20 protein-coding genes and 1 pseudogene are annotated in these 23,733 nt (G+C 70.7%); 10 read left to right on the top strand and 11 right to left on the bottom strand.

What is annotated here, in order from left to right; all coding sequences use genetic code 11:
* Positions 1-9: 9 nt before the first annotated feature.
* Positions 10-411, bottom strand: a complete 402-nt coding sequence (locus tag F603_RS0107210) for a hypothetical protein (RefSeq protein WP_019545339.1) — start codon at positions 409-411, stop codon at positions 10-12.
* Between the two features lie 566 nt (positions 412-977).
* Between F603_RS0107210 and F603_RS0107205 the strand changes: the two genes are divergently transcribed.
* A complete protein-coding gene (locus F603_RS0107205; RefSeq protein WP_019545338.1) occupies positions 978-1,418 on the top strand; it encodes a hypothetical protein in 441 nt (146 codons plus the stop codon).
* 54 nt (positions 1,419-1,472) lie between these two features.
* Here the strand turns inward: F603_RS0107205 and F603_RS0107200 are convergent, their stop codons facing one another.
* Complete coding sequence (locus F603_RS0107200) at positions 1,473-1,907, bottom strand: hypothetical protein (RefSeq protein ID WP_019545337.1); 435 nt, start codon at positions 1,905-1,907, stop codon at positions 1,473-1,475.
* A gap of 688 nt (positions 1,908-2,595) precedes the next feature.
* Complete coding sequence (locus F603_RS35345) at positions 2,596-2,772, bottom strand: hypothetical protein (protein ID WP_169379054.1); 177 nt, start codon at positions 2,770-2,772, stop codon at positions 2,596-2,598.
* Positions 2,773-2,904: 132 nt separating this feature from the next.
* Between F603_RS35345 and F603_RS0107195 the strand changes: the two genes are divergently transcribed.
* Positions 2,905-3,645: a prepilin peptidase gene (locus F603_RS0107195; protein ID WP_019545336.1), complete on the top strand. Its 741-nt coding sequence runs from the start codon at positions 2,905-2,907 to the stop codon at positions 3,643-3,645.
* A 389-nt stretch (positions 3,646-4,034) separates the two neighbouring features.
* Here F603_RS0107195 and mgrA read toward each other — a convergent pair whose 3' ends face one another.
* Positions 4,035-5,084 (bottom strand): L-glyceraldehyde 3-phosphate reductase, encoded by a 1,050-nt coding sequence (mgrA, locus tag F603_RS0107190; protein ID WP_019545335.1) that lies wholly within the window; start codon positions 5,082-5,084, stop codon positions 4,035-4,037.
* Positions 5,085-5,192: 108 nt separating this feature from the next.
* Here mgrA and F603_RS0107185 point away from each other — a divergent pair, with 108 nt between their 5' ends.
* The 4 genes from F603_RS0107185 to F603_RS0107170 all read left to right on the top strand — a co-directional run bounded on the left by F603_RS0107185 (position 5,193) and on the right by F603_RS0107170 (position 10,852).
* Positions 5,193-5,954 (top strand): isoprenyl transferase, encoded by a 762-nt coding sequence (locus F603_RS0107185; RefSeq protein WP_019545334.1) that lies wholly within the window; start codon positions 5,193-5,195, stop codon positions 5,952-5,954.
* A 363-nt stretch (positions 5,955-6,317) separates the two neighbouring features.
* Complete coding sequence (gene phoH2 / locus F603_RS0107180; protein ID WP_019545333.1) at positions 6,318-7,634, top strand: RNA 5'-3' helicase PhoH2; 1,317 nt, start codon at positions 6,318-6,320, stop codon at positions 7,632-7,634.
* A 725-nt stretch (positions 7,635-8,359) separates the two neighbouring features.
* On the top strand, positions 8,360-9,106 hold the full coding sequence (locus tag F603_RS0107175) for an aggregation-promoting factor C-terminal-like domain-containing protein (protein ID WP_037955378.1): 747 nt from the start codon (positions 8,360-8,362) through the stop codon (positions 9,104-9,106).
* Positions 9,107-9,412: 306 nt separating this feature from the next.
* Positions 9,413-10,852, top strand: a complete 1,440-nt coding sequence (locus F603_RS0107170; protein WP_019545331.1) for an AI-2E family transporter — start codon at positions 9,413-9,415, stop codon at positions 10,850-10,852.
* A gap of 22 nt (positions 10,853-10,874) precedes the next feature.
* Here the strand turns inward: F603_RS0107170 and F603_RS0107165 are convergent, their stop codons facing one another.
* Positions 10,875-12,599 (bottom strand): alpha/beta hydrolase, encoded by a 1,725-nt coding sequence (locus tag F603_RS0107165; protein ID WP_019545330.1) that lies wholly within the window; start codon positions 12,597-12,599, stop codon positions 10,875-10,877.
* A 436-nt stretch (positions 12,600-13,035) separates the two neighbouring features.
* On the opposite strand from F603_RS0107165, the gene F603_RS0107160 reads away from it, so the two are divergent.
* Both F603_RS0107160 and F603_RS0107155 read left to right on the top strand, forming a co-directional pair.
* Positions 13,036-14,001, top strand: coding sequence for an SPFH domain-containing protein (locus F603_RS0107160; RefSeq protein WP_019545329.1), 966 nt, complete (start codon positions 13,036-13,038; stop codon positions 13,999-14,001).
* Complete coding sequence (locus F603_RS0107155) at positions 13,998-14,273, top strand: type II toxin-antitoxin system antitoxin (protein WP_019545328.1); 276 nt, start codon at positions 13,998-14,000, stop codon at positions 14,271-14,273. The genes F603_RS0107160 and F603_RS0107155 overlap by 4 nt, the downstream gene beginning before the upstream one ends.
* Positions 14,274-14,367: 94 nt before the next feature.
* Here the strand turns inward: F603_RS0107155 and F603_RS31795 are convergent, their stop codons facing one another.
* Positions 14,368-15,387 carry a LysR substrate-binding domain-containing protein gene (locus tag F603_RS31795; RefSeq protein ID WP_078503585.1) on the bottom strand — a complete coding sequence of 340 codons (1,020 nt, stop codon included), beginning with the start codon at positions 15,385-15,387 and terminating at the stop codon, positions 14,368-14,370.
* Positions 15,388-15,569: 182 nt separating this feature from the next.
* Between F603_RS31795 and F603_RS0107145 the strand changes: the two genes are divergently transcribed.
* Positions 15,570-16,124, top strand: coding sequence for a peroxiredoxin (locus F603_RS0107145; protein ID WP_019545326.1), 555 nt, complete (start codon positions 15,570-15,572; stop codon positions 16,122-16,124).
* A 6-nt stretch (positions 16,125-16,130) separates the two neighbouring features.
* Entirely contained in the window at positions 16,131-16,661 is a 531-nt protein-coding gene (locus F603_RS0107140; RefSeq protein ID WP_016907688.1) for an alkyl hydroperoxide reductase, read from the top strand.
* Positions 16,662-16,727: 66 nt separating this feature from the next.
* Here F603_RS0107140 and F603_RS0107135 read toward each other — a convergent pair whose 3' ends face one another.
* The 5 genes and pseudogenes from F603_RS0107135 to F603_RS31790 form a co-directional block, all read right to left on the bottom strand.
* The gene (locus F603_RS0107135) at positions 16,728-19,028 is read right to left on the bottom strand and encodes a SpoIIE family protein phosphatase (protein WP_019545325.1); all 2,301 of its coding nucleotides are present in this window, start codon (positions 19,026-19,028) and stop codon (positions 16,728-16,730) included.
* A gap of 29 nt (positions 19,029-19,057) precedes the next feature.
* Entirely contained in the window at positions 19,058-19,825 is a 768-nt protein-coding gene (locus F603_RS0107130) for a class I SAM-dependent DNA methyltransferase (protein ID WP_037955374.1), read from the bottom strand.
* A 279-nt stretch (positions 19,826-20,104) separates the two neighbouring features.
* Positions 20,105-20,863, bottom strand: a pseudogene (locus F603_RS0107125) (ribonuclease FAU-1 family protein); the annotation flags it as partial.
* 328 nt (positions 20,864-21,191) lie between these two features.
* The gene (locus tag F603_RS0107120) at positions 21,192-22,586 is read right to left on the bottom strand and encodes a class II fumarate hydratase (protein ID WP_019545322.1); all 1,395 of its coding nucleotides are present in this window, start codon (positions 22,584-22,586) and stop codon (positions 21,192-21,194) included.
* 79 nt (positions 22,587-22,665) lie between these two features.
* The gene (locus F603_RS31790) at positions 22,666-23,622 is read right to left on the bottom strand and encodes a hypothetical protein (protein ID WP_019545321.1); all 957 of its coding nucleotides are present in this window, start codon (positions 23,620-23,622) and stop codon (positions 22,666-22,668) included.
* Positions 23,623-23,733: the final 111 nt, after the last annotated feature.

The following is a 23,733-nucleotide window of genomic DNA, read 5'->3' as shown; positions in this document are numbered from 1 at the left end:
GGTTCCCCCTCAGCCTATGTAGTCCTGGATACGGGACGGCGTCATGTTCTTGCCGGCCGCATCGCGCATCTCCGTACGGATCTTGTCCTCGTCCTGGTCGTGCGACTTGCGCGTGAAGTCCAGGTGGTTGGAGATGTGGGCGCACGCCTCCTTGACGGTGCCCGTCTGGGTGTTCCACGCATCGTGCATGGCGAGGAGCGCCGAGCCCATGTCGAGCTCCTGGTTGGTGAGGCTCGTGGCCGCCTCGAAGGTCTCCTCGCGCGCCTCGTCCCCTTCCTTCTGGATTTTCCGGAAGAGGGACGCCGCCGTGTTGCCGATGCTGCCGAGTTGGTCGTCGTGGACGACGAGGTCGGGGCTGTAACTGTTGCCCGACGGAGCCGTGTCCGGGGTGGTGGCGTGGTTGAGTTGCATCCCGGTCGACTGGCGTTCTTGCGAACTCCTGACCAGACCCGACCACTCTTCTTCGAACGACATCCGCTCCCCCTCTGCGTCGGCCCGCCGCTTGCTCAAGACGTCCGTTCCGGACGGGGCTATGTTAGCCGCGCCGCACAAAGGTGTGCGCGCCACAGCGACCTGGTGCAACGAGGGCGCTCGCCCACCGACGGGGATGCGTACCGGTCCGCACACACCAGTGGCGGACCGCTTTTTGCTGGGTAGGGATCGGACACCCGCCACCTCACAGCGCACAGAGCCCTCACGGCCGAAGTGGGCGCCGCGTCAGGCAAGTTGGCGGGGACGGTACCGGAAACGGCGCGGTGAGAAGGGACGGGCGGGTGTCGGGGGCGAAGCCGGGACGTACAGCGGAGAAGAACACGGTGCGAGAGGCCACGCGCACGGGCCCTGCCTCGACAGCCCCGTCACGCGACCCCGGCTCCCCGATGCAGCCGGATCAGCCGCCCCCTTCGCCCGCCCCACGGTCGTCGACGGCCGCCTCGCGCCCCACTGCCGAGGACGGCGCCAACCCGCTCCGTACCACCGTGGGTTGGATCACCGGAAGCGCCCACGCGCTCGGCTTCGCGGTCCTCCTCGTCACGGAGCTCTTCCGCGACGACCTGGCGGGCGTGGACGCCTCGACGGCACCCGGCGCCCGACTCCCGGAGTACGCCAAGGGGTTCGGAGATCTGCGAGAGGCACTGCTCGCCGAGGGCTGGTACACGTACGCCGTCGATCTCTGGGAGCACCTCACCTTCGGCGAACCACGCGCCGCGCTGTGGGCGGCGGTCTGCGCGGCACTTGTCGTGCGCTTCAACCGGGAGGGGCCGCCGCGCACCCAGTGCGGCCTCTCCGTCGCCTCGGCCGCCTACTCTCTCGTCGCCTGCGTCGTCGGTGTTCCGTACCTGGCGCTCGCGGGGTGGTTCGCGCTGCCGTTCGTGCTCCTGACCGGCGGGATCGCGGTGACGGTGGCCACCAGGAGGTGACGCCTCAACTCCCCGGCGTCGGCGGGTTTTCCCCGCGCGTGGCGACGCGGCCGGCTAGCGGGCGTCCACTGTGCAGATGACCTTCTCCCCGCGTGCGACCCGCCATGTCCAGTACTGCCTGTCGTCGTCTGCGCCCTTCGCGCAGAAACCCTGCGGTATTCGGGCAGGCGGGTCGCCATGGACGCCGACGACCCGCAGCAGTCGGTCGAAGTTCCCGGCGGGCCTGCTCCCGCACGCGGGTGCCGACGTCAGCGCCGCCCGAAGCGACTCCCCACCGCCGGAGGCGAGCAGACAGTCCCCTGCACGGAACCGGCGCTCCAGACAGAGCGCGAGGTCCTTACCGCCGGGCGCGGCCCACTCGGCGAGCCCGTCGCCCTCCGGGCACTCGCCGCGCTCACGCACCCCCGTGACGCGTATGCGGGCGTCCTCGGCCGAGCACCTCACCTTCGCCCGCCGAGGCGACGACTCGGCCCAGTCCGCCGCTCCCACGCGGACGTTGAGGCAGGCCCCCGCCTCGACCCCCTCGAACCCTGCATCCGCCCCGGGAGGCAGTGCGGTACTCCGCGGGCTGCGCGGCGGGCCACTGCCCGGCGGACCGCTCGTCGGCTGCGAGGCCGTGGGCGAGTGCGGCCCGGGCGGTGTAAGAGGCACGCTCGGCCGGGCGTCGGGCTCGTCGGGACCTGTCGGGGACGGGGCAGCCGTGTGCACGTTGGGGCTGGACGCGGGTGGGGGAGCGGAGTCGTCGACGGTGCCGGCGGTGCTCACCACCTTGGGGAGCACCAATGTCGCGAAGAGTGCAGCCGCGAGGAGCAGCCGCCCCCGTCCACGACGTGCCCGCTCGCGGCCCGCGTCCTCGAACTCGTCATCCTCTGCAGGGGGTTCACCGGCCTGCGACCCGCCCGTCTCCCTGTCCCCCTCCGCCGACTCGGCGAGCGCAGCCCGTGGGCTACCGGCGTCCGCCGAACCCTCCTGACCTCCGGAACCGGAGGTCTCCGTTCCACCCCGCCCTCGCAAGAGTGCGGTACCCCACCTTCTCCACGCTCTCCTCACCGGGCCCTCCGCCTTCCACCCGTCCCTGCTATCCCCTCAGGTCATCGTCGCTCCCCGGCGCCCCAACAGACGAGTCCCTTGCAGGCGTTGGCACGACCAGGACCGGCCAGCCCCCCCGGCGGCGCCCTCAGGCAGCCCGCACCACCTCCGCCCTGACGGCCGCCCGCCAGGCAGCGCGAAGACGGTCCAACTCGGCGAGCTCCTCGGGCGTCCAGGACGTGCGCCCGGCGACGAAGCGTCGGATCGCCTCGTTGGCCGCTGTAGCGGAAGGGGCGTCATGCGGCGGCTGCGGAGTCCCGTTCATGCCTTACAGAGTAGGCCCGCCCCCTGACATCGCCACCCGACAACGAGGCAGCGGAACGGAGCCCAGGGCTCCGCCCCACCGCGCCGAAACAGCCCGCACACAAGCTCAGTTGACGCGGCGTAGGCTCGCCCCGTGACCACCTGGCTCACCCTCCTCGCCGCCGTGTACGGCGCACTCACGGCCGCGCTGCTCCCGCGTGCCCGCTACCGACTCGCAGCCCCCGAAGGCGCCCCGCCGCGCACGAGCTGCCCAGACGGTCACCCCCTCGGTCCGGCACCCCGCTCGTGGCTCGGTCGCGCACGCTGCACCGAGTGCGGCCCCGCCTCGTCCTACGGGCCCGGGACCGCAAGGTTCGCCGTGTGCGGGGCGGCGATCTGCGCAGCGCTCGCGGCCGCCGTCGGTCCGCGCCCCGAACTCGCCGCCTGGCTCCTCGCCACCCCCCTCTGCCTCCTCCTCGCCTCCGTCGACCGCGAGACCCGGCGCCTGCCCGACGTGCTCACGCTGCCCCTCGCCCTGCTCACCGCCACCGCCCTCGCCTGCGCTGCGCTCTTCCCGCGCGCGGGGGGCGACTGGCGGACGGCGCTCCTCGGCGGCGCCGCCCTCGCCCTGGCCTACGGCGCCATCCACTTCGCCAACCCGGCCGCCCTCGGCTACGGCGACGTCAAGCTCGCGCTCGCGCTCGGGGTCGCTCTTGGGTGGTACGGCTGGGGAGCGCTCCTGCTGGGCGCGCTTCTGGGCTGGTTGCCCGCAGGCGCGTGGGGGGCTGTGCTCCTGCTCACCCGGAGACGGTCCCGGCATGCGGATATCGCCCTGGGCCCTTCCCTGCTCTGCGGCGCGTTGGCGACGGTGCTCCTCCACGGACTTGCCGTCTGAAGACCGGGCGAAAAACGACACGGTCGCAGAGGGGCACAACACCCGCTGTGAGGGGCTATGGTGGAAACCCCCCCTCGGGCCGGTCCGTATCCCCCCACGGACCGGCCCGCTTTCTTTTCCGGCGTCTGCCGCACACACCTTCTTTCTCCTGGTCAGCGCTGGTCTACTGGCGCTCGGAGCCTCCCTCGGAGGCGTCCGCGGGCAGAGGGGAGCCCGTCGACGCTGCCGTGTACCTGGTCACTCGCTGTAAACGATCGCACGCGCTGGGGTGGCCGACGGGGGCGCGGACGCCACCGCACCGCTCTTTTTCTGCTCCGAGCGCTGCGTCCGCAGGGGTTGAATCCGGCCGAACCCACGCGAAGGCCGGCCGGTGGCGGCAAGCAGAAGGCTCAGGAATCGCTGCTGCGCGCCCAGATGTTGGCACCGGGCTCCGAGACGGCGAACTCGTCGATCCGGGCGAGCTCCTCCTCGCTCAGCGAGCCGCCGCTCAACGCTGTGACGTTCGCCTCGAGCTGGGCGACGCTGCTCGCCCCGATCAGCGCCGACGTCATCCGCGGGTCGCGGAGCACCCACTGGAGCGCGAGCTGCGCCAGCGTCTGCCCGCGCCTCGTGGCGATCTCGTCGAGGCCTTGCAAGCGGCGACGGACCTCCTCGGTGAGGAGTCCCGCGTCGAGCGAGGTGCCGCGCGAGGCTCGCGAGCCGTCGGGGATGCCGGTGAGGTAGCGGTCGGTGAGGAGGCCCTGGGCGAGCGGGGCGAAGGAGATGCAGCCCATGCCCTCGGCCTCCAGCGCGTCGAGGAGTCCGTCCTCCTCCGTCCAGCGGTTGATCATCGAGTACGAGGGCTGGTGGATCAGCGCGGGCACGCCCATCTCGCGGAGCAGGGTCGCGGCCTGCCGGGTGCGCTGCGCGTTGTACGAGGAGACGCCGGCGTAGAGCGCCTTGCCCTGGTGGACGGCGGTCGCCAGGGCGCCCATCGTCTCCTCGAGCGGGGTGTCGGGGTCGAAGCGGTGGGAGTAGAAGATGTCGACGTACTCCAGGCCCATCCGCCGCAGCGAGGCGTCGAGGGAGGAGAGCAGGTACTTGCGGGAGCCCCACTCGCCGTACGGGCCCGGGTGCATCAGGTAGCCGGCCTTGGTGGAGATGACGAGTTCGTCACGGTAGGGACGGAAGTCCTGGGCGAAGAGCTTGCCGAAGTTGAGCTCGGCCGAGCCCGGGGGCGGCCCGTAGTTGTTGGCGAGGTCGAAGTGGGTGACGCCCAGGTCGAAGGCGCGGCGCAGGATCGCGCGCTGCGTCTCCAGGGAGCGGTCGTCCCCGAAGTTGTGCCAGAGTCCGAGGGATATCGCCGGAAGCTTCAGTCCGGATCGTCCTGTACGCCGGTACTCCATGGCGTCGTAGCGCTCCGGGGAGGCGGTGTAGGGCGCGTATGTGTCGTCAGTCATGTGCCAATTCTTATCAACGACCGCCTGAACAGCCCGGCTTCAGCCGAACGGGTGGGCGGCAGTAAGGTTCTCGAATCCCGGACTCGGCATGGAGGGCTGGCCATCCCAATGAAGCTGCGCGACCTGGTGTACAAGCTCTATGCGCGTCGGGTGGAGGACCGCCTCGACCACACCAGGGTGCCCAAGCACATCGGCGTCATCCTCGACGGGAACCGGCGCTGGGCAAAGGCCTCCGGCGGCACCGCCGAACAGGGGCACCAGGCCGGGGCTGAGAAGATCCGGGAGCTGCTGGGCTGGTGCACGGAGACGGACGTCGAGGTCGTCACGCTCTGGCTTCTCTCCACCGACAACCTCACCCGCCCGGAGAACGAGCTGCTGCCGCTCGTCGGCATCATCGAGGACACCGTCCGCGACCTGGCCTCGGACGGCCGCTGGCGCGTCCACCACGTCGGCCAGTTGGACCTGCTCCCGGGCCGTACCCAGCAGGTGCTCAAGGAGGCCGAGGAGCAGGCGGGCGAGGTCGACGGCATACTCGTCAACGTCGCCGTCGGATACGGCGGCCGCCAGGAGATCACCGACGCGGTGCGCTCCCTGATGAGCGACCGTGCGGCGCGGGGCGTCAGCCTCGCCCGGCTCGCCGAGGAGCTCACCGTCGAGGACATCTCCGAGCACCTCTACACCCGCGGCCAGCCCGATCCGGACCTCGTCATCAGGACCAGCGGCGAGCAGCGTTTGTCCGGATTCATGCTGTGGCAGAGCGCACACTCCGAGTACTACTTCTGCGAGGTCTTCTGGCCGGCGTTCCGCAAGGTCGATTTCCTCCGCGCCCTCCGCGACTACGCGGCACGCAACCGGCGGTACGGCGGCTGAGCGGCGGATACACCCGTCGGCACGGCCAACTCCCCCTCGTCGCAACGAGATCGACGCTCCGGTCACGGAGCGCTTCCACCCGTGCGGTGACGTCACATCAGGTGACCGTAGCCCGCGGGCATATGCCGTTGCATGCATGCCAGCCGACCGGGGAATACCCCCTCAAGGCCGCACCCTCTCCAGAGGGTTCGGCCGCCGGGAGGCCCGTTTGCAATCCACGGACGCGCGCACCCGCCGTGCACGGCGCACGCCGGATGCCAGGGGCGTGAAGGGCCGGTCGCCGGCCCCCGCGCGGGCCGAGTCCGGTTTCTTCCTCCGCGACGCCGTCGCTCCCCGACCTCATCCGAGGGGGTACGTCCACCCGTGGTGACAAGCAAGAAGCGCAGCGAGGCCGAGCGCCGCACCTATGTCATCGACACCAGCGTGCTGCTCGCCGACCCGGCGGCCATGGACCGGTTCGAGGAGCACGAGGTCGTGCTCCCCGTGGTCGTCGTCACCGAATTGGAGGCCAAGCGCCACCACCCCGAGCTCGGGTTCTTCGCCAGGCAGGCGCTCCGCCGCCTCGACGAGTACCGCGTCAAACACGGCAGGCTCGACGCCCCCCTCCCCGTCGGGGACGTGGGCGGCACCCTGCGCGTCGAGCTCAACCACTCGGACACGACGGTGCTCCCCGCCGGTTTCCGCCTCGGTGACAACGACTCGCGCATCCTCGCCGTCGCCAGGAACCTCCAGGCTGAGGGGGCCGACGTCACCGTCGTCTCCAAGGACCTGCCGCTCCGGATCAAGGCGTCCGCCGTGGGACTGGTGGCGGAGGAGTACCGGGCGGAGCTCGTCGGTGTCGACTCAGGCTGGACGGGCATGACCGAACTCACCCTGCCGGGTGAGGAGATCGACGAGCTTTTCGCGGCGGAGAGCGTCCACGTGCCGGAAGCGGCGGAGATCCCCGTCCACACCGGGTTGGTGCTCCAGTCGGAGAAGGGGCGCGCGCTCGGCCGGGTCACCCCTGACCGCCGGATCAAGCTCGTACGCGGGGACCGCGAGGCGTTCGGCATCAAGGGGCGCAGCGCAGAGCAGCGGATCGCGCTCGACCTGCTGCTCGATCCGGACGTCGGCATCCTCTCCCTCGGCGGCCGCGCCGGGACGGGCAAGAGCGCGCTCGCTCTCTGCGCCGGTCTGGAAGCGGTGCTGGAGAGGCGGCAGCACAGCAAGGTGATGGTCTTTCGCCCGATGTACGCCGTCGGCGGCCAGGACCTCGGCTACCTCCCCGGCACCGAGGCCGAGAAGATGAACCCGTGGGGTCAGGCGGTCCTCGACACCCTCTCCGCCGTCACCAGTCGGGAGGTGATCGACGAGATCCACGCACGCGGCATGCTGGAGGTCCTCCCGCTCACGCACATCCGCGGACGCTCCCTCCACGACGCCTTCGTCATCGTCGACGAGGCCCAATCCCTGGAGCGCAACGTCCTGTTGACGGTCCTCTCGCGGGTGGGCACCGGTTCGCGGGTGGTCCTCACGCACGACGTGGCGCAGCGCGACAACCTCCGTGTCGGCCGGTACGACGGCGTCGTCGCCGTGGTGGAGAAGCTGAAGGGGCACCCTCTCTTCGCGCACGTCACCCTCACCCGCTCCGAACGCTCGCCGATCGCGGCGTTGGTGACGGAGATGCTGGAGGGGATGTAGTCCCACGGCCGCTCGATGTGCTGCCCGGGGCGAAGTGTTCGCCCCGGGCAGTCGTCGGCGGGCGTCCGGGCAACCTGTGAAAGCGCTGGAACCGGGAGAAGAGGACGGACGCCGCGTTCCGCAGCCGAATCGGCTAAGCCCGCACGATCCGGCGAACTCCCGTACACAGCGGGGAACTCGGGAGCATCCGATCGGGTGGACCTCTCGGCGCTTCGTCGCAGCCTGCCGATACGGTCCGTCAGGTACCCGGCACACAGCGCGCGTACGCGCGGGTATATGCTGAGCTCGCCTCGTTGAGCTGCGGGTTTTCGCCGCTCCGGGGTGTGGGGGCGACAGCCCGAAGTCCCTTGCAGGGATGGGGAGTCGCGAGGGTGGGCACCCTAGCGGTGGCGGGTGCGACGCGCCCGTATTTCCGGCTATCCACCAGGCCAAACCCCCTGTGAGCTTTCCCACTCGGCACGGAATTGCCTTGGCCCGCGCGCTTCCGGCAGGGTGTGGGTTCTGTCAGGCCCCGCATACGGCACATCCGCACCCCCAAGGGTGTTGCACCACCGCTCACCACTGAGCACCCAGAACTGAAAACCCGCAACCGCCGTATGCCGCCCGAAGTACCACGCGGGTTCTCCTTGCGAGGGGACCCAACCGGGCCGGTACCTCCCGTGGCCATGTACGAGGGAGGTCAGTGCCAGGGGCACGATTGCGCCCGCGAGGTCACCCCAGCGGGCATGTTGGAAGGAAACCGTGTGACTGCTCGGATCTCGGTCCGGGGATTCGCCGTGGCGTCCGCCACCGCGGTCACCACCGTCGGCGCCGTCGTCGGTGTGGCCTCGGGCAGCGACCAGGGCCAGACGACGACAGACGTCGAGGCCACCGCTGCTGACGCGACGCTCCTCGCTGACATACCAGCCGGTCAGCAGACCCAGGCACAGACCGCTTCGCTGACTCAGCAGGCCGACTCCGCGTCGACCGCCGCCCAGGCAGAGGCGAAGAAGACCGCAGAAGAGGCCGCACGCAAGCAGGCGGCCGAGGATGCGGCAGCGAAGAGGAAAGCAGCCGAGGAGAAGAAGAGGAAGGCTGCGGAGAAGAAGGCCAAGGAGCGGGAGGAGGAGCTCGCCAGCCAGTCGGCCAGCCGCTCCGACGACCGCTCGGACGCCGGTGACTTCGAGCAGCAGTCCTCGTACTCCGTCGCCGAAATCAAGTCGATGGCCCAGCAGATCGTCGGCGGCGGCCAGTACCAGTGCTTCTCGCAGATCGTGGACCGGGAGTCCGGCTGGAACTACCAGGCGAGCAACCCTTCCTCCGGTGCCTACGGCCTCGTGCAGGCGCTCCCCGGCAGCAAGATGGCCTCTGCGGGCGCCGACTGGCGCACCAACCCGGCCACGCAGATAAAGTGGGGCCTCAACTACATGAACGACCGGTATGGCAGCCCGTGCGACGCATGGAGCTTCTGGCAGGCCAACAACTATTACTGATCGGGACGTGAGGCAGTTGCACTGCCGAACTCCGGGCGCTGCTGCGCTTTCCCGGTGAGGTAGGCGAACACCCTGTCTCAGTCGAACGTGATGCCCCCGGCGGGAGTTCCCGCCGGGGGCATCATGCGTCTCATACGTCGCGCCCGGCCCGGGAGCAACCGTGCGCGCCTGTAACGTCGTCCTAGGTCGGAGGACCGGCGCGAGCCCGGACCGGAGCCGGCCGTCGGGCAGGGCTCGGTGGCGAGTGCCGTGCGTCCGGCACCGTGGGAGCGAGCGACGTAGAGCAACGGGGGCGGAGGAAGCCGGATGACGAGCAGCTTGGACAGGTTGCGGACCGGGATGCGGCGTATGGCTGCCCGGGCCGCGGAGTGGCGCGCGGAGGCGGGCGCCGAGCGTTCGCCGAACGACCCGCCCACCGACGCTCCCGGCGGAGTCACCCGCGACGCGGCCGAAGAGGCCGAGCAGTTGCGTGTCCCCCCGCCGCCCGTCTACGCGCCCGCCGTTTCCGCACGGCCCGAGCCTGCTGCCGCCGTGCCGTGGGGAGTTCGGGTGGCCGCCGAGGCGGGATGGCGGCTGCTGGTGCTCGCCGGTGTCGTCTTCGTGCTGATGAAGATCGTGAGCGCCGTCAGCCTCGTCGTCGTCGCGTTCTCGGCGGGGGTGCTGATCACCGCGCTCCTCCAGCCGACCACGCGTCGGCTCCGCAGGTGGGGGATGGGGCAGGGCAGTGCGACGGCTCTCACCTTCATCGGCGGCTTCGTCATCATGGGTCTCGTCGGCTGGTTCGTCGTCTGGCAGGTGATGGAGAACCTCGACACCCTCACCGACAAGGTGCAGGCGGGTATCGAGGAGCTCAAGTCCTGGGCGTTGGAAGGTCCGTTCCACGTCTCCGAGGACCAGATCAACGACATCGCCAGCAACCTCAGCAACTGGATTGGCAACAACACCAACGAGTTGACCTCGGCCGGTCTCGAGGGCGTCGGCTACCTCGTCGAGTTCTTCTCCGGCGCGTTCCTGGCGATGTTCGTGACCCTCTTCCTCCTCTACGACGGGCGGAAGATCTGGGCGTGGGCACTGAAGTTCGTCCCGTCCGCGGCGCGCGAGGGTGTGGCCGGGGCCGGGCCCCGCGCCTGGCGCACGCTCACGGGGTACGTGCGCGGCACGGTGATAGTGGCCCTCATCGACGCGGTCTTCATCGGGATCGGCATCTACTTCCTCGACGTGCCGATGGCGGTGCCGCTCGCCGTCTTCATCTTCCTCTTCGCCTTCATCCCGATCATCGGTGCCGTCATCTCCGGGGCGCTCGCCGTAGTCGTCGCGCTCGTCACCAACGGGTTCGTCACCGCGCTGCTGGTGCTCGCCGTCGTCCTCGCCGTGCAGCAGATCGAGAGCCACGTGCTGCAGCCGTTCATCCTCGGGCGGCTGGTCCAGGTGCATCCGCTCGCCGTCGTGCTCGCGGTGACGGGGGGAAGCCTGATCGCGGGGATTCCGGGGGCCGTTGTGGCGGTTCCGCTCGTCGCCGTCTCGAACACGGTCGTCGTCTACCTCAAGGCGTACGCGGAGGAACAGGCGCGGCGGCAGGTGCAGGCAGCGGGTGCTCCAGGGGGCGGGGGCGGCCCCGGAGGCGAAGCGGTGCCCGGACCACCGCACGAACCCGCGAGCCGGACCGAGGCCGGCTCCGGTGCCGGCGAGGGGAGTTCGGGGTCCTCCGGCACGGGCGACGGCGCCGAAGGCGGGTCCGGGGGCTGACGCCGGGGCGTCCGGCTCCGGGTCAGTACGGTGCCTCGCGCGCATCCATGAAGCGCTTCAGCTTCGCGGTGTCCGCCTCGGTCCAACCCGCCGGGGGCACGACCGAGGCCCACGCCTCCACCGAGGCCGTGCCGTAGCGGTGGCCGTGCGGTGCCTCTACGCCGTAGGAGACGGCCATGTCCACCGTCGTCTGCCAGAAGGTGACGAAGGGGAACCACGTGACCTCCTCGGTGATGTCCCGGCCCAGTGGCTCCTTGAGCCACTGGGGGCGGGTGAGCGCCAGTTGCGGCGACCACCAGGCGATCGCGTCCGAGGCGTTCTGCAGGTAGACGACCCTGGGGTGCCGCCACGTGCCGGACGGCGCTGCGAGATCCTTCTCCGGCCACTGCGCGAAGCGGAAGTTGCGGCCGTTCCGGTATTCGGGGAGCCAGACCGGGGTGTCGGGGTCCCGGTGCTGCGTGACCTCTTCCCTGATGGGGGAGAAGTTGGGGGAGCCGGCGAGGACGGCGCCGTCCACCTTGGAGAGCAGGTCGTCCGGGCTCTCGAAGGCCGCCTCCACCCCGTAGGCGCCGAGGCTCTCGCCGAAGGCGACGAGCTTCGGCCGGTCCTCCTTCGGGACCTGGAGCCAGCGCTCCCGCACCGCCTCGACGAGCGCGCGGTTGGCGCGGCCCGCCTGCTCCTTGTCGACGAGGAAGCTCACCCAGCTCGGCAGGTAGGAGTACTGCATCGCCACGATCGCCGTGTCGCCATCGTGCAGGAACTCCAGCGGTTCGGCGTCCGTCGAGTTGATCCAGCCCATGCCCGTCGTGCCGGCTATGGCGAGGACTTCGCGGTCGAAGGCGCCCGTCCGCTCCAGTTCGTCGACGGCGAGCCGCGCTCCCTCGGTGAAGTCGTCGAAGGTGCCCCGGCCGACGTAGACGCGTATCGGCTCCTGCGCCCGCCGGTCCATGACGGACGTGATGCGGTCGGCCGACGGGACGGAGCCGGTGAAGTTCCGTCCCTCGTACCCCAACTCCTCCCAGGAGATCAGGGAGTCCGGGCTGCCGGAGACGTAAGGGGAGCCCGACTGGACGATGCCGTCTTTCGTGCCCTTGTCCGTGCTCTCGGCGATACGTGCCGCGATGTCGATCACGCCGCGGTCGAAGACGACGTCCCTCGCGCCGAAGACGACGACGAGAGCGCTGATCACGAGCCCCCCGAGGATCGCCACCGGTCGGGGGACGAAGCGACCCAGCAGCCTGATCAGCTTGCGGGTGCCGAGGCGCACGACCCGGGCGACGGCGAGCAGCACGAGGCAGATGCCGATCGCCATGATCGCGATCATCATCGAGTGCCAGGTGAGCGTCTCCGGCATCTCCTGGAGGCGCCGCAGCTCACGCTGCATACCGGCGCTCTCGGAGAGCGTGAGGATCGTCAGCCCGACGCTCAGTACGTAGTACGCCTGCCACGCGTGCGCCCGCCACCGCTCGCGCGGCCGTAGCCGGGGGAAGCGGCGCAGCAGCGGCCGGAGTGCGGAGCGGAACGCCCAGTCCAGGAGGGCGCCTATCGCGTAGCCGATCGCGGCGGTGATGCCGCCGATCACGCCCTGCAGGTACCACGGCCTCGGGACGAGGGAAGGTGTGAGAGAGAGCCAGAAGAAGACGGTGGCGAAGCAGAGCGCGGTGAGGCCCGGCCAGCGACGTACGACCGAGGACGGGCTCGGCGGGTCCAGGTACGGGCGCGCCGCGAAGGCGAGCGTGCGCTGCACGAGGGGAGTTCGCCGGATATGACCGGAAAGCGCCTCTGCGACCTGGCGAAGGGCTCGCTCGTCCCGCATCTTCGCCCCCCAGCAGTCTTTCGTGCTCGCGCGGCGGTCATCTGTGCGAGCGGCGTCAACCGTAGCTGATCGGAACCCGCCTCAAGTGACGCGGAGGGAAAGGCGCTGGTTGCCTCGGGCGGGTGGGTCCGTTTGCTCTCGGGTCGGCCTCCTCGCCGACTCGTGAGCGGCCAAGCCGCGGTGCAGCGGCGGGAGTTGGACGTGTCGACGGCGTGCGCGGTCACGGCAGCGGCGCAAGCCTGGTCCCGGCCGGACCCCCGTACTGGCCAGGACCAAGGCTTGCGGGTAAAGTGTTATCACATTGCTAGGCCAGTGCTAGCGCAACCTGGTTACGGGTGCTGGCGAGAACCAGAGAATCGGGGGAAAGATGTCCGACAACGACACTCCTGCAGACAGCAACGAAGCCCGACCGCTCGCCGGCCAGGTCGGGAAGCCGCAGTCGCCCGTCCGCGAGGTCGCGGCCCACAGCATCCACGGCGGTCTTGCGCTGCTGATCGGCCTCCTCGGGGTGCTGATCGGTATCGCGATGGTGATCGGCGGCGGCGTCCTCGCCAACGGCGGGACGACGGCCGGAGGATCGGTACTGATCATCATCGGTGTCCTGCTGCTGATCGGCTCCGTCTTCCTCACCGCCGGCCTGAACATGGTCGCTCCCGGCGAGGCCAGGGTCGTCCAGCTCTTCGGGCGCTACACGGGCACCATCCGGACGGACGGGCTGCGTTGGGTGAACCCGCTGACGAGCCGGAGCAAGATCTCCACCCGGGTCCGCAACCACGAGACCGCCGTGCTGAAGGTCAACGACGCCTACGGCAATCCGATCGAGCTCGCCGCCGTCGTGGTCTGGCAGGTGAAGGACACCGCACAGGCGACGTTCTCCGTCGACGACTACGTGGAGTTCGTCTCCACGCAGACCGAGGCGGCCGTCCGGCACATCGCCATCGAGTACCCGTACGACGCGCACGAGGAGTCCGAACTCTCCCTGCGCGGCAACGCGGAGGAGATCACGGAGAAGCTCGCCGAGGAGCTGACGCAGCGGGTGAGCGCGGCCGGCGTGGCGATCGTGGAGTCGCGGTTCACGCACCTCGCCTACGCACCCGAGATCGCCTCCGCGATGCTCCAGCGCCAGCAGGCCGGCGCTGTTGTGGCGGCACGGCAGCAGATCGTCGAGGGTGCCTGCGGGATGGTCGAGGACGCGCTCGCGCGCATCACGGCGCAGGACTTCGTCGAGCTCGACGAGGAGCGCAAGGCGTCGATGGTCAGCAACCTGCTCGTGGTGCTCTGCGGCGACCGCTCCCCGCAGCCCGTGATGAACACGAGTTCGCTCTACCAGTGACCTCCGCCGAAGAGGGCGCGGGGCGTCGGCCGCGGCAGCGCAAACAGGTGCTGCTGCGGCTGGACCCGGCCGTTCACGACGCGCTCGCGAAGTGGGCCGCCGACGAACTCCGGTCCACCAATGCGCAGATCGACTTCGTGCTCAGACGCGCCCTCGCCGACACCGGCCGCCTCCCTCGCCATGCCCGTCCCCATCCACGGCGCGGGCGGCCGCCGAAAGACCCGTCCGAGGAGGACGACTCGCAGCAGGACTCCGCGGAGGACACGCCCTGAGCGGGCCGACCGCATTCTCCCTGCACAAGATCGGTGCGGCCTCCGTCCGGACGGGGGCCGCCGTACGTTTGCCGGGCCGGGCGGCCCGCTTGCGTCAACCTCGCGGTGACGGCGCCGATCGGAAGCTGTCACCGGTGGCCCCGGTGTTGACGGGGCGTACGGGAAGGCCACGCAGGGCGCCGCGGAGCGCTTCGGCGAAGTCGCTGAACTCCGAGCTCCGCGCGGCCCCGGTACGCAGCACTGCCGCGACCCTTCGGGACGGCGCGGGTTCGGCGAAGTACGAGGTGGTGAGCGTGTAGTTGCGCGCCGTCTCGACCCGCTGCGCCGACCTGGGCAGCAGGGTGACGCCCATGCCGCCCGCGACGAGTTGGACGAGCGTGGAGAGCCCCGCCGCTGCGGTGGTGGCGACGCCGTCCTCGCGGCCCACCTCTCGGCAAACGTCGAGCGCCTGATCGCGGAGGCAGTGCCCTTCGTCGAGCAGGAGCAGGGGGAGCTCGCGCAGCAGCGACCTCGGGAGGCCGCTGCGCCCGCCGGCGGGGTGGCCGCGGGGGGCGACGAGCACGAAGTCCTCGTCGTACAAGGGTATTTCCGTAAGGCCGTGACCGCCGGTGGCGTGCTGCAAAGGGAGCGGTACGGCCAGCAGCAGCAGATCGAGGCGGCCGCTGCCGAGCCCTTCGAGAAGGGAGGCCGTCTGTTCCTCGTGCACCTGGAGGTCGAGGTCCGGGTAGACGTCCTGGACCAACTGGAGGACGGCCGGCAGCAGATAGGGCGCGATGGTGGGGATTACTCCGAGTCGCAAGACGCCGGTGAAGGGCGCCCGTGCCGCCTCGGCCTCCTCCAACAGCTCACCGACGGCGTAGAGAACGCCCTTCGTGCGCGTGGCGATGCGCTCCCCCGCAGGTGAAAGCAGTACCTTTCGCGTCGTACGCTCCAGCAGCGTCACGCCGAGCGTCTCCTCGAGCGCCGCGACCGCGCCGGAGAGCGCGGGCTGACTCATGCCTATGGCGCTTGCAGCCTCGCGGAAGTGAAGATGTTCGGCGACGGCGGCGAAGGCGCGGAGCTGCGCCAGAGTGGGCTGCCGACCCCGGTGAGCTGCGGCGGGTGGGGCGGACACTGATAACTACCTCCGATCAACGCCACCAACTCTAGCTATTTCCGCGATCAATGTTCGCTGTGGCAATGTAGGTTCCGTCCAACCCCCGAGGAATGCCATCAGATCCGAAGCAACTACGTGAATCGTGCGTGACGCGACGGAAGTTGAAGGATTCGGACATTCCGATCTGCAAGGAGTGCGCGTTGCTCACTGTCGGTGACAAGTTCCCCGAGTTCGACCTGACTGCCTGCGTCTCGCTCGAGAAGGGCAAGGAGTTCGAGCAGATCGACCACAAGACCCACGAGGGCAAGTGGAAGGTCGTCTTCGCTTGGCCCAAGGACTTCACGTTCGTCTGCCCGACCGAGATCGCCGCGTTCGGCAAGCTGAACGAGGAGTTCGCCGACCGCGACGCCCAGATCCTCGGCTTCTCGCTCGACTCGGAGTTCGTGCACCACGCATGGCGCAAGGACCACCCGGACCTGACCGACCTGCCCTTCCCGATGATGGCCGACACCAAGCGCGAGCTCTCGACGGCCCTGGGCATCCTCGGCGACGACGGCTTCGCGCAGCGCGCCGTCTTCATCGTCGACCAGAACAACGAGATCCAGTTCACCATGGTGACCGCCGGCTCCGTCGGCCGTAACCCCAAGGAGGTCCTGCGGGTCCTCGACGCGCTCCAGACCGACGAGCTCTGCCCCTGCAACTGGACCCAGGGCGACGAGACCCTCGACCCGGTCGCGCTGCTGGCGGGTGAGTGACGAACCATGGCACTCGATGACCTCAAGCAGGCCCTTCCGGAGTACGCGAAGGACCTCAAGCTCAACCTCGGTTCCGTCATAGGCAATTCGGAGCTGCCCAAGCAGCAGCTCTGGGGCACCGTGCTCGCCTGCGCCCTCGCGTCCCGCTCCGGGATCGTGCTGCGTGCGCTGGAGCCGGAGGCCAAGGAGAACCTCAGCGCCGAGGCGTACGGTGCCGCCAAGTCGGCCGCCGCCATCATGGCGATGAACAACGTCTTCTACCGGACCCGCCACCTGCTGTCGGACCCGGAGTACGGCACGATGCGCGCCGGTCTGCGGATGAACGTGATCGGCAACCCCGGTGTCGAGAAGACGGACTTCGAGCTGTGGTCGCTCGCCGTCTCGGCGATCAACGGCTGCGGCCAGTGCCTCGACTCGCACGAGCAGGTGCTCCGCAAGGGCGGCGTCGACCGCGAGACCATCCAGGAGGCGTTCAAGATCGCCGCCGTGGTCCAGGCCGTCGGCGCGACCCTGGAGTCCGAGGCCCAGCTCGCCTGAGCCCTCGTCGCGCACCGTGTGGGCCGCCCCGGAGACTCCGGGGCGGCCCACACGTGCGTAGGCGAGCTACTCCTCGTGAGGGATGGGGAGTTCGAACCACACGACCTTGCCCGTGGAGAGGCGGGTGGCGCCCCAGCGGCGAGCCAGCCGGTTGACGAGGTAGAGGCCGCGTCCTCCCTCGTCCGTCGCGCGTGCCTGGCGGAGCCTGGGCAGTTGGGGCACGTCGTCGCCGACCTCGCAGCGGAGCACGTCGGTGCGCAGGAGCCGGAGGGTTATCGGACGCTCCGCGTAGCGCACCGCGTTGGTGACGACCTCGCTGACGAGGAGCTCCACCTGGTCCGTCAGCTCGGTGAGGCCCCAGCGTGCGAGCGCGCGCCGGGCGAGCCGGCGTGCCTGGCCCGCCGTCTGCGCCCTCGGGTCGAGGTACCAGTAGGCGACGTCGCTGGGTGTGATGCCGTCGAACCTCGCTGCGAGCAGGGCGATGTCGTCGTCCCGGTCGCCGGGGCCCAGTATGTCCAGGACCTCGTCGCAGAGCGGTTCGAGAGGCGCGGCGGCGCCGGGGCGCGTGAGGCGGGCCGTCGCCGCGAGCTTCTCGCGGAGGTGCTCGATCCCCGTCCACACGTCGCGCTGGCGGGACTCGACGAGGCCGTCCGTGTAGAGGAGCAGCGTGGCGCCTGCCGGGGCGTCCAGCTCGACGGCTTCGAAGTCCACGCCTCCTACGCCGATCGGTGCCCCGGCCGGTATACGCAGCACCTCGGCGCGGCCGCTGCGGTGGAGCATCACCGGCGGCGGATCTCCGGCGTTGGCGACGACGATCCGGTGGGCGACCGGGTCGTACACGGCGTAGAGGCAGGTGGCCATGCGGTCGCTGCCGAGCCGCTGCGCCTGCTCGTCGAGATGGTGGAGCACCTCCTGCGGCGGGAGGTCGAGCCCTGCCAGGGTCTGCGCCGTAGTGCGGAGTTGGCCCATGATCGCGGCGGACGTCATCGAGTGGCCCATGACGTCCCCGACGACGAGTGCGACGCGGCTGCCGGGGAGCGGAATGGCGTCGTACCAGTCGCCGCCCACGCGAGCCGTCTCGGCGGCCGGCAGGTAGCGGCTGGCGAGCTGGACGCCCGTCGGCTGCGGGAGTTCGTCGGGGAGCATGGTGCGCTGGAGCTCGTCGGCGATGTACGCCTCGCGGCCGTAGAGCACCGCCTTGTCGACGCCGAGCGCGGTGTGCGTCGCCAACTGCGCGGCGATCAGCAGGTCGTCCTGCTCGAACTCCGGCCGGTCGGGTCGGCGCAGGAAGACCGCGGCGCCGATGACGCGGCGCCTGCCCCGCAGCGGCGCGAGGATCGCACGCCGACCCGCGGGCAACTGCCTGTCCGGGCCGAGGAGTTCGGGGAGCGCGGCGCTCACGGGTGAGGCGTCGGCGAAGACCGGCCGTACGCCGCGGAGCACCTCGGCGAGGGGGCCGCCCGTGTGCACCTCGGCGAGCTCCGCCGCAGCGGGGAGGAGACCGCTCGCGGCGCGGGCCGCCTGTTCGGGCGCGGAGGTCGGCAGAGGGTTGGGCAGGATCTCGGCGCCGGGCTGACCGCCGAGGGCGTGCGGATACTCGGGGATGCGGTCGCTGCGCCGCAGCCGGAGGACGAAGGGGCTGGTCGGTCGCTCGTCGCCGACGGGGAGCGGATCGCGGAGGTAGACGAGGATGGCGTCCGAGTAGGCGGGGACGGTGGCGCGGCAGAGGCCGAGGACCGTCTCGTCGAGGTCGACACCGCGTGCAATGCGCCGCGTCGCCGCGCCGACGAAGCGGAGCCGGTCGCCACCGCGGCGCTCGCGCTCGCTCGGTTCGCTCTCCGAGCCGCCGGACGCGGGGGCTTCGGGCGGCGCGGGGGAGGCCGGCTGCTCCGGGGCGCCGGTGGGTGCGGGGATCGACGGCTGCTCGCCCGAGGTGCTGCTCGTGCGCGAACCGCCTTTGCCGGCGGCCCGTTTGCGCGTGCTCTTGCCCTTCGCGGCGGAAGAGCCGCGCCCGCCGGAACGCCGTGCCTCCTTCTGCGGCTCCTCGCCCGGGGCGTCGGCGGGCTCGCCGCGGGCCTCGGCGCCGCGGCCGGACTTCCCGCTCGAGGTTCCGCAGGACTTGCGCCCGCGGCCCGCCGACCCTCCGGCGCTGCTGCCGGAGGGTGAACTTCCCGCCGTACGCGGTCTCGTGCGGGCTGCGGGCAGGGGTGTCTCCTCGACGCCTTCGGGCTGCGGGCTGCTGCCCTGTTGGCGCCCGAAGTGGCCGTCGCCCGTCTCACCCCTCGCGGAGGGGGTCGACTCGGCTGTGCTCGCCGCAGGCTTCTCGTGCTCCGTCACGCGTTCGGTTTCCATCCATCCGGGGCGCATCCGCGCGCCCAGCGCTAGGTGCTCGGTTGTTAGGGGCGTCGCCGGCAGTGCAGGAAGAGCTGGATCTCCGGAGGGACGTCCGTGCTCGCGGGTGCGTACGAGACGGCCTCCTCGTCGACGACGTCGAAGCCGGCCTCGTCGACGATCCGGCGGAGGTCGTCCCGCAGGTGTCCCGATACCCGGATCGTGTTGCCGAGGAACGGGATGGCGAAGTCGTTGACGTCGGCCTCGACCATGCCGAGGGCGAGCGGGCCCTCGCCGCGGATCTGCCGATGGAGCATGGCGAGCGCATGGGGGATCTCCGAGCGCGGCAGCATGAGCAGGGAGAAGTAGGCGGCCGCGCCGTCGAACGGGCCCAGGTCGCTCGCCTCCATGTCCGCGATGTCCACGTGGTGGAACGACGCCTCGGGGACGTGCTCGCGACAGAGCTTCAGCATGCCCTCCGAGAGGTCGACGCCGATCACCTCGTGCCCCGCGTCGACGAGTTGCCGCGACGTCGGCAGGCCGGTGCCGCAACCGAGGTCGAGGACGCGGGAGCCGGCGGGGAGTTGCTCGGCGAGCCAGCTACCCGAGACCACCTGTGCGTCCTTGTGCGGGAACGCCTCGTCGTAGCGGTCGCCGATGGAGTCGAACGCCTCGGCCTGGCCGGTGCGGTCTATGTCCGTGCGATCGAAGACGCCGTAGGGGGAGGGCCCCTCCTCGGGCGCGACCGCGGCGCCCTGCGCGGGGACGCCCGGCCGCTGCTCGGCGCCCGACCCGCCCGTGCCTGCCGCGGGTGCTCCTCCGGTGCTGCTCACCACTGGGTTCCTCTCCGGCCGTCCGCCAAGTCCCCGAAGGGTGAGGGGAGTTGTGTAGAAATACGAGTACGGACGTTGATCCTACGTTTGCGGTACGGGTGCATATCAAGGGGCGCTCTGAGGTCGGTCCGGGTGAATGTTGAACGGGGTGCCTTGCGCGTCTGGCTCCGCACCGGCTGCGTTCGTGGTCGGCGCCGCTTCCGGGGCCGGAGGGGGGTCCGGGCGCCGGGGAGGTTCCGGAGGGAGCGCAGTCGAGCGTCTTTCGGGCGCCAGTGCAGCACGGTCCCAGTCCTCGGGCAACTCCGGTACCGGCCAGTCGGGTTGGGGGCGCCAGCGGTGCCAGTTGTCGCAGAACGGTGGTCTCCACTCGGCGACCGCCCGGCGTGCGCGCTCCAGCGCCGAGCGCACCTGGGTGCGCTGGGCGCGGCCCATCAGGCCGGCGCGCTGCGCGGCTTCGAACTCGTCCTCGTCGAGGAGCTCGGTGGTGCCGTCGGAGCGCACCGAGAGGTCGAGGAAGTGGTCCTCCGAGTCGACGCCGCCGGCCCAACGGGTGCGCGGCGCCTCGAGGTTGACGTAGTAGTTGCGGAACCGCCAGCCGGGCTCCCAGAAGAGCCAGACGGACCAGGGCTCGTCGGCGAGCGCCAGCTTCAGCACACCCGTGCCCTGCCAGGTCGTGCGGACCGTGGTGCGAGACCTGGTGTAGCGGGCGGCGAGCGGCGCGCGGTGGAGCGGGGTGCCGTCGGCGAGGACGGGCTTGATGCAGACGGTCCCGGGAGCGAGCCAGACGGCGAGTAGCTCGGGGGTGTCCCTGACGACCGTGACCGGGCGGCAGATGTGGAAGCCGGCCCGGGCGTCCGTCAGACCGGGGACGTGCCGGGTGTTGGCGCGGTAGCGCCAGAGGATCGCGCTCCCCGGCGCCCAACGGGCGCACGCGCCGGCGCTCTCCGTGGAGGCGCGGGGACGCGGAGCAACGGGGGCGCCCGCTGCTCTTCCCGTTGCGCTCTCGCGGGGCTCCACGCCCGCATGTGCGCCTCTCATCTCCCCGGCCATGAACCGATCTTAGGCGCGGTCGCCGCTCGCCGCCGTGACCTGGGCCGCAGAGCTACACGTACGAGTAACCCCGAACCGTCCCACCGCACCCGAAAGTGCCGGTGGAGAGGGGGTTGCCCGGTGCCGGCTTCGTCCCTTCGGGGCATGTGTGCCTGAATGCGCGTACGTCCGCGGGGAGTTCCGGTACTGGCGCACGCCGGTGCGGAGCCGTACGGCCAGGGTCGCCACACGGTTCGGCGGTGCGCCGTCCTCCGGCGTACCTCGGACGCCCCGTTCAGGACGGGGAGTTGACGACCGTTGCCGTTCCGGCGTCTGCTCAGGGGTGCGTCATCCGCAGGACGTCCAGCGCCTCGTCGAGCTGCTCCAGCGTGAGCTCCCCGCGCTCGACGTACCCCGCGTCCAGGACCGCTTCGCGGATCGTCATGCGTGCGGCGAGGGCCTTCTTGGCGACGGCGGCGGCGTTCTCGTAGCCGAGGTACTTGTTGAGCGGCGTCACCACGGACGGGGAGGACTCGGCGTACTCCCTGGCGCGTTCCGCGTCGGCTGTGATGCCGTCGACGGTGCGGTCGGCGAGGAGCGTCGCCGCGTTGGTGAGCAGGCGTACGGACTCCAGGAGGTTCTTCCCCATCACGGGGAGCATGACGTTGAGTTCGAAGTTGCCGGCGGCCCCCGCCGCTGCGACCGTCGCGTCGTTCCCCGTGACCTGGGCGGCGACCATGAGCACCGCCTCCGGGATCACCGGGTTGACCTTGCCCGGCATGATCGAGGAACCGGGTTGCAGGTCGGGCAGGGCGATCTCGGCGAGGCCCGTCCGCGGGCCGGAAGCCATCCACCGCAGGTCGTTGCAGATCTTCGTGAGGCCGACGGCCACCACCCGGAGCTGCCCCGACGTCTCCACCAGCGCGTCCCTGGCGCCCTGCGCCTCGAAGTGGTCGCGCGCCTCGGTGAAGGGCAGGTCCGTGGCGCGGGCCACCTCCTCGATCACCGAGGCCGAGAAGGCGGCCGGCGTGTTGATGCCGGTGCCCACCGCCGTGCCACCGAGCGGGAGTTCGGCGAGCCGGGGAAGCGACGACCGCAGCCGCTCCACCCCGTACGAGACCTGGGCCGCGTACCCGCCGAACTCCTGGCCGAGCGTGACAGGGGTGGCGTCCATCAGGTGCGTGCGCCCCGACTTGACGACGCCGTCGAACTCCGCGGCTTTGCGCCCCAGCGACGCCGACAGATGGTCGAGCGCCGGCAGCAGATCCCTCGTGACGGCGGCGGTCGCGGCGATGTGGATCGACGAAGGGAAGACGTCGTTCGACGACTGGCTGGCGTTGACGTGGTCGTTGGGGTGGACGGGCGAGCCGAGGCGCTCGGTCGCCAGCGTGGCCACGACCTCGTTCATGTTCATGTTGGACGAGGTGCCCGAACCCGTCTGGAAGACGTCGATCGGGAACTCCGCGTCCCAACGCCCTGCGGCGACCTCCTCGGCCGCCTCGCGCACCGCCTCGGCCAGCTCGCCGTCGAGCACCCCGAGCCGCCCGTTGACCAGGGCTGCCGCCGCCTTGATCCGTGCCAGTGCCTCGATGTGCGCCCGCTCCAGGCGCTGCCCGGAGATCGGGAAGTTCTCCACGGCGCGCTGCGTCTGGGCCCGCCACTTCGCCGCGGCCGGGACCTTCACCTCGCCCATGGAATCGTGCTCGACGCGGTACTCCGTGCTGTCGCTCATCGTGCGTACACCTCCATCCAGGTCAGCGTCGCGTACGCGGTGGCGCATTCCCCGGATGCGTCACCGCGTCGCGGGGAGGTCAGACGCTCGCGGGGCCGGGCTCGGGTGGGGCGGAGGTGAGCACTTCGTCGGCGGCGCCGGCGGTGAGGGCTCGGGTGAACCAGTGGCTGAGGAGATCGGTGTCCCGGCAGGTGGTGAGGTGGTGGTGTTGGGCTTCGGTGAGGGGGATGTCGCGGGCGTCGAGGAGTTGGAGGAGCTGCTCGATCTGCGTCTGCAGGCGGCCCTCGTCCCTGCCCTCGTCCCTGCCCTCGTCTCGGCCTTCCTCTCGGCCTTCCTCTCTCAGTCCCTCCGCCACGAAGCCGCGGAGTTCGAAAAGTCCTGAGCTCATGAGCTTCCTCCAGTGGTCGGCGGCCGTGGGGGAGTCGGCGAGGCCGCTTGCGGTGAAGTCTGCGTAGACGGTGACGGCGTCGTCGTCCTCGGTCTTCTTCAGGGCTGCTGCGAGCACGTCCAGTATTTCACCGATGCGTGGGTCGCTGCTGTGCGTCAGTGCCGAGAAGAGCGTCAGCGGGAGGTCGGCGGCAGCCTGCTCGACGTCGGTGATGAAGGGGACGTTGTCCGGGCCCAGGACGAAGGGCGTGAGCTGGAGGTTGGCTCCGGCGGGGTGGCCGATGCGGAAGGGGCCGGCTGCCCAGCGCGCGGTCGCGCGGTCGCGGCAGAGGACGAGCAGTACGGGGCGGTGATCGCGGTACCTGTTGGCGAGGTAAGCGAGGTAGTACGCCCAACTCCTGGCTTTCTCCGGGTCGTCCGCGGTCTGGGACTCGACGGCGAGCAGGTAGCCCCGTCCGTCGGGCCCGTCGAGCCGGAGCAGTGTGTCGACACGGCGCTCGACGGGCCTCACCTCGGTGAGGTCGCAGTTCACGTCGGAGACGACCGTCGCACCCGGCTCGGGGAGGCCGAGGAGCGCGAAGGCGCGGCCGAAGAGCTCGGGGAACTGCCGGAAGGCCCGATGGAGCGCCTCGTGAGGCGAGTTGACCATGGAGGCGACGCTACGCAGGCGTCCGGAGGCGCCATGCTCGTATGCCCGGTGGTTCACTCGCACGTGTGGGCTGCGGATCGTTGGGTCGACGGGCGGGCGCGCGGGCCCGCC

Source organism: Streptomyces sulphureus DSM 40104, assembly GCF_000381025.1.
Taxonomy (GTDB): domain Bacteria; phylum Actinomycetota; class Actinomycetes; order Streptomycetales; family Streptomycetaceae; genus Streptomyces; species Streptomyces sulphureus.
The sequence above is the reverse complement of the archived record's forward strand: the minus strand, read 5'-3'. Positions and strand labels throughout refer to the sequence as shown.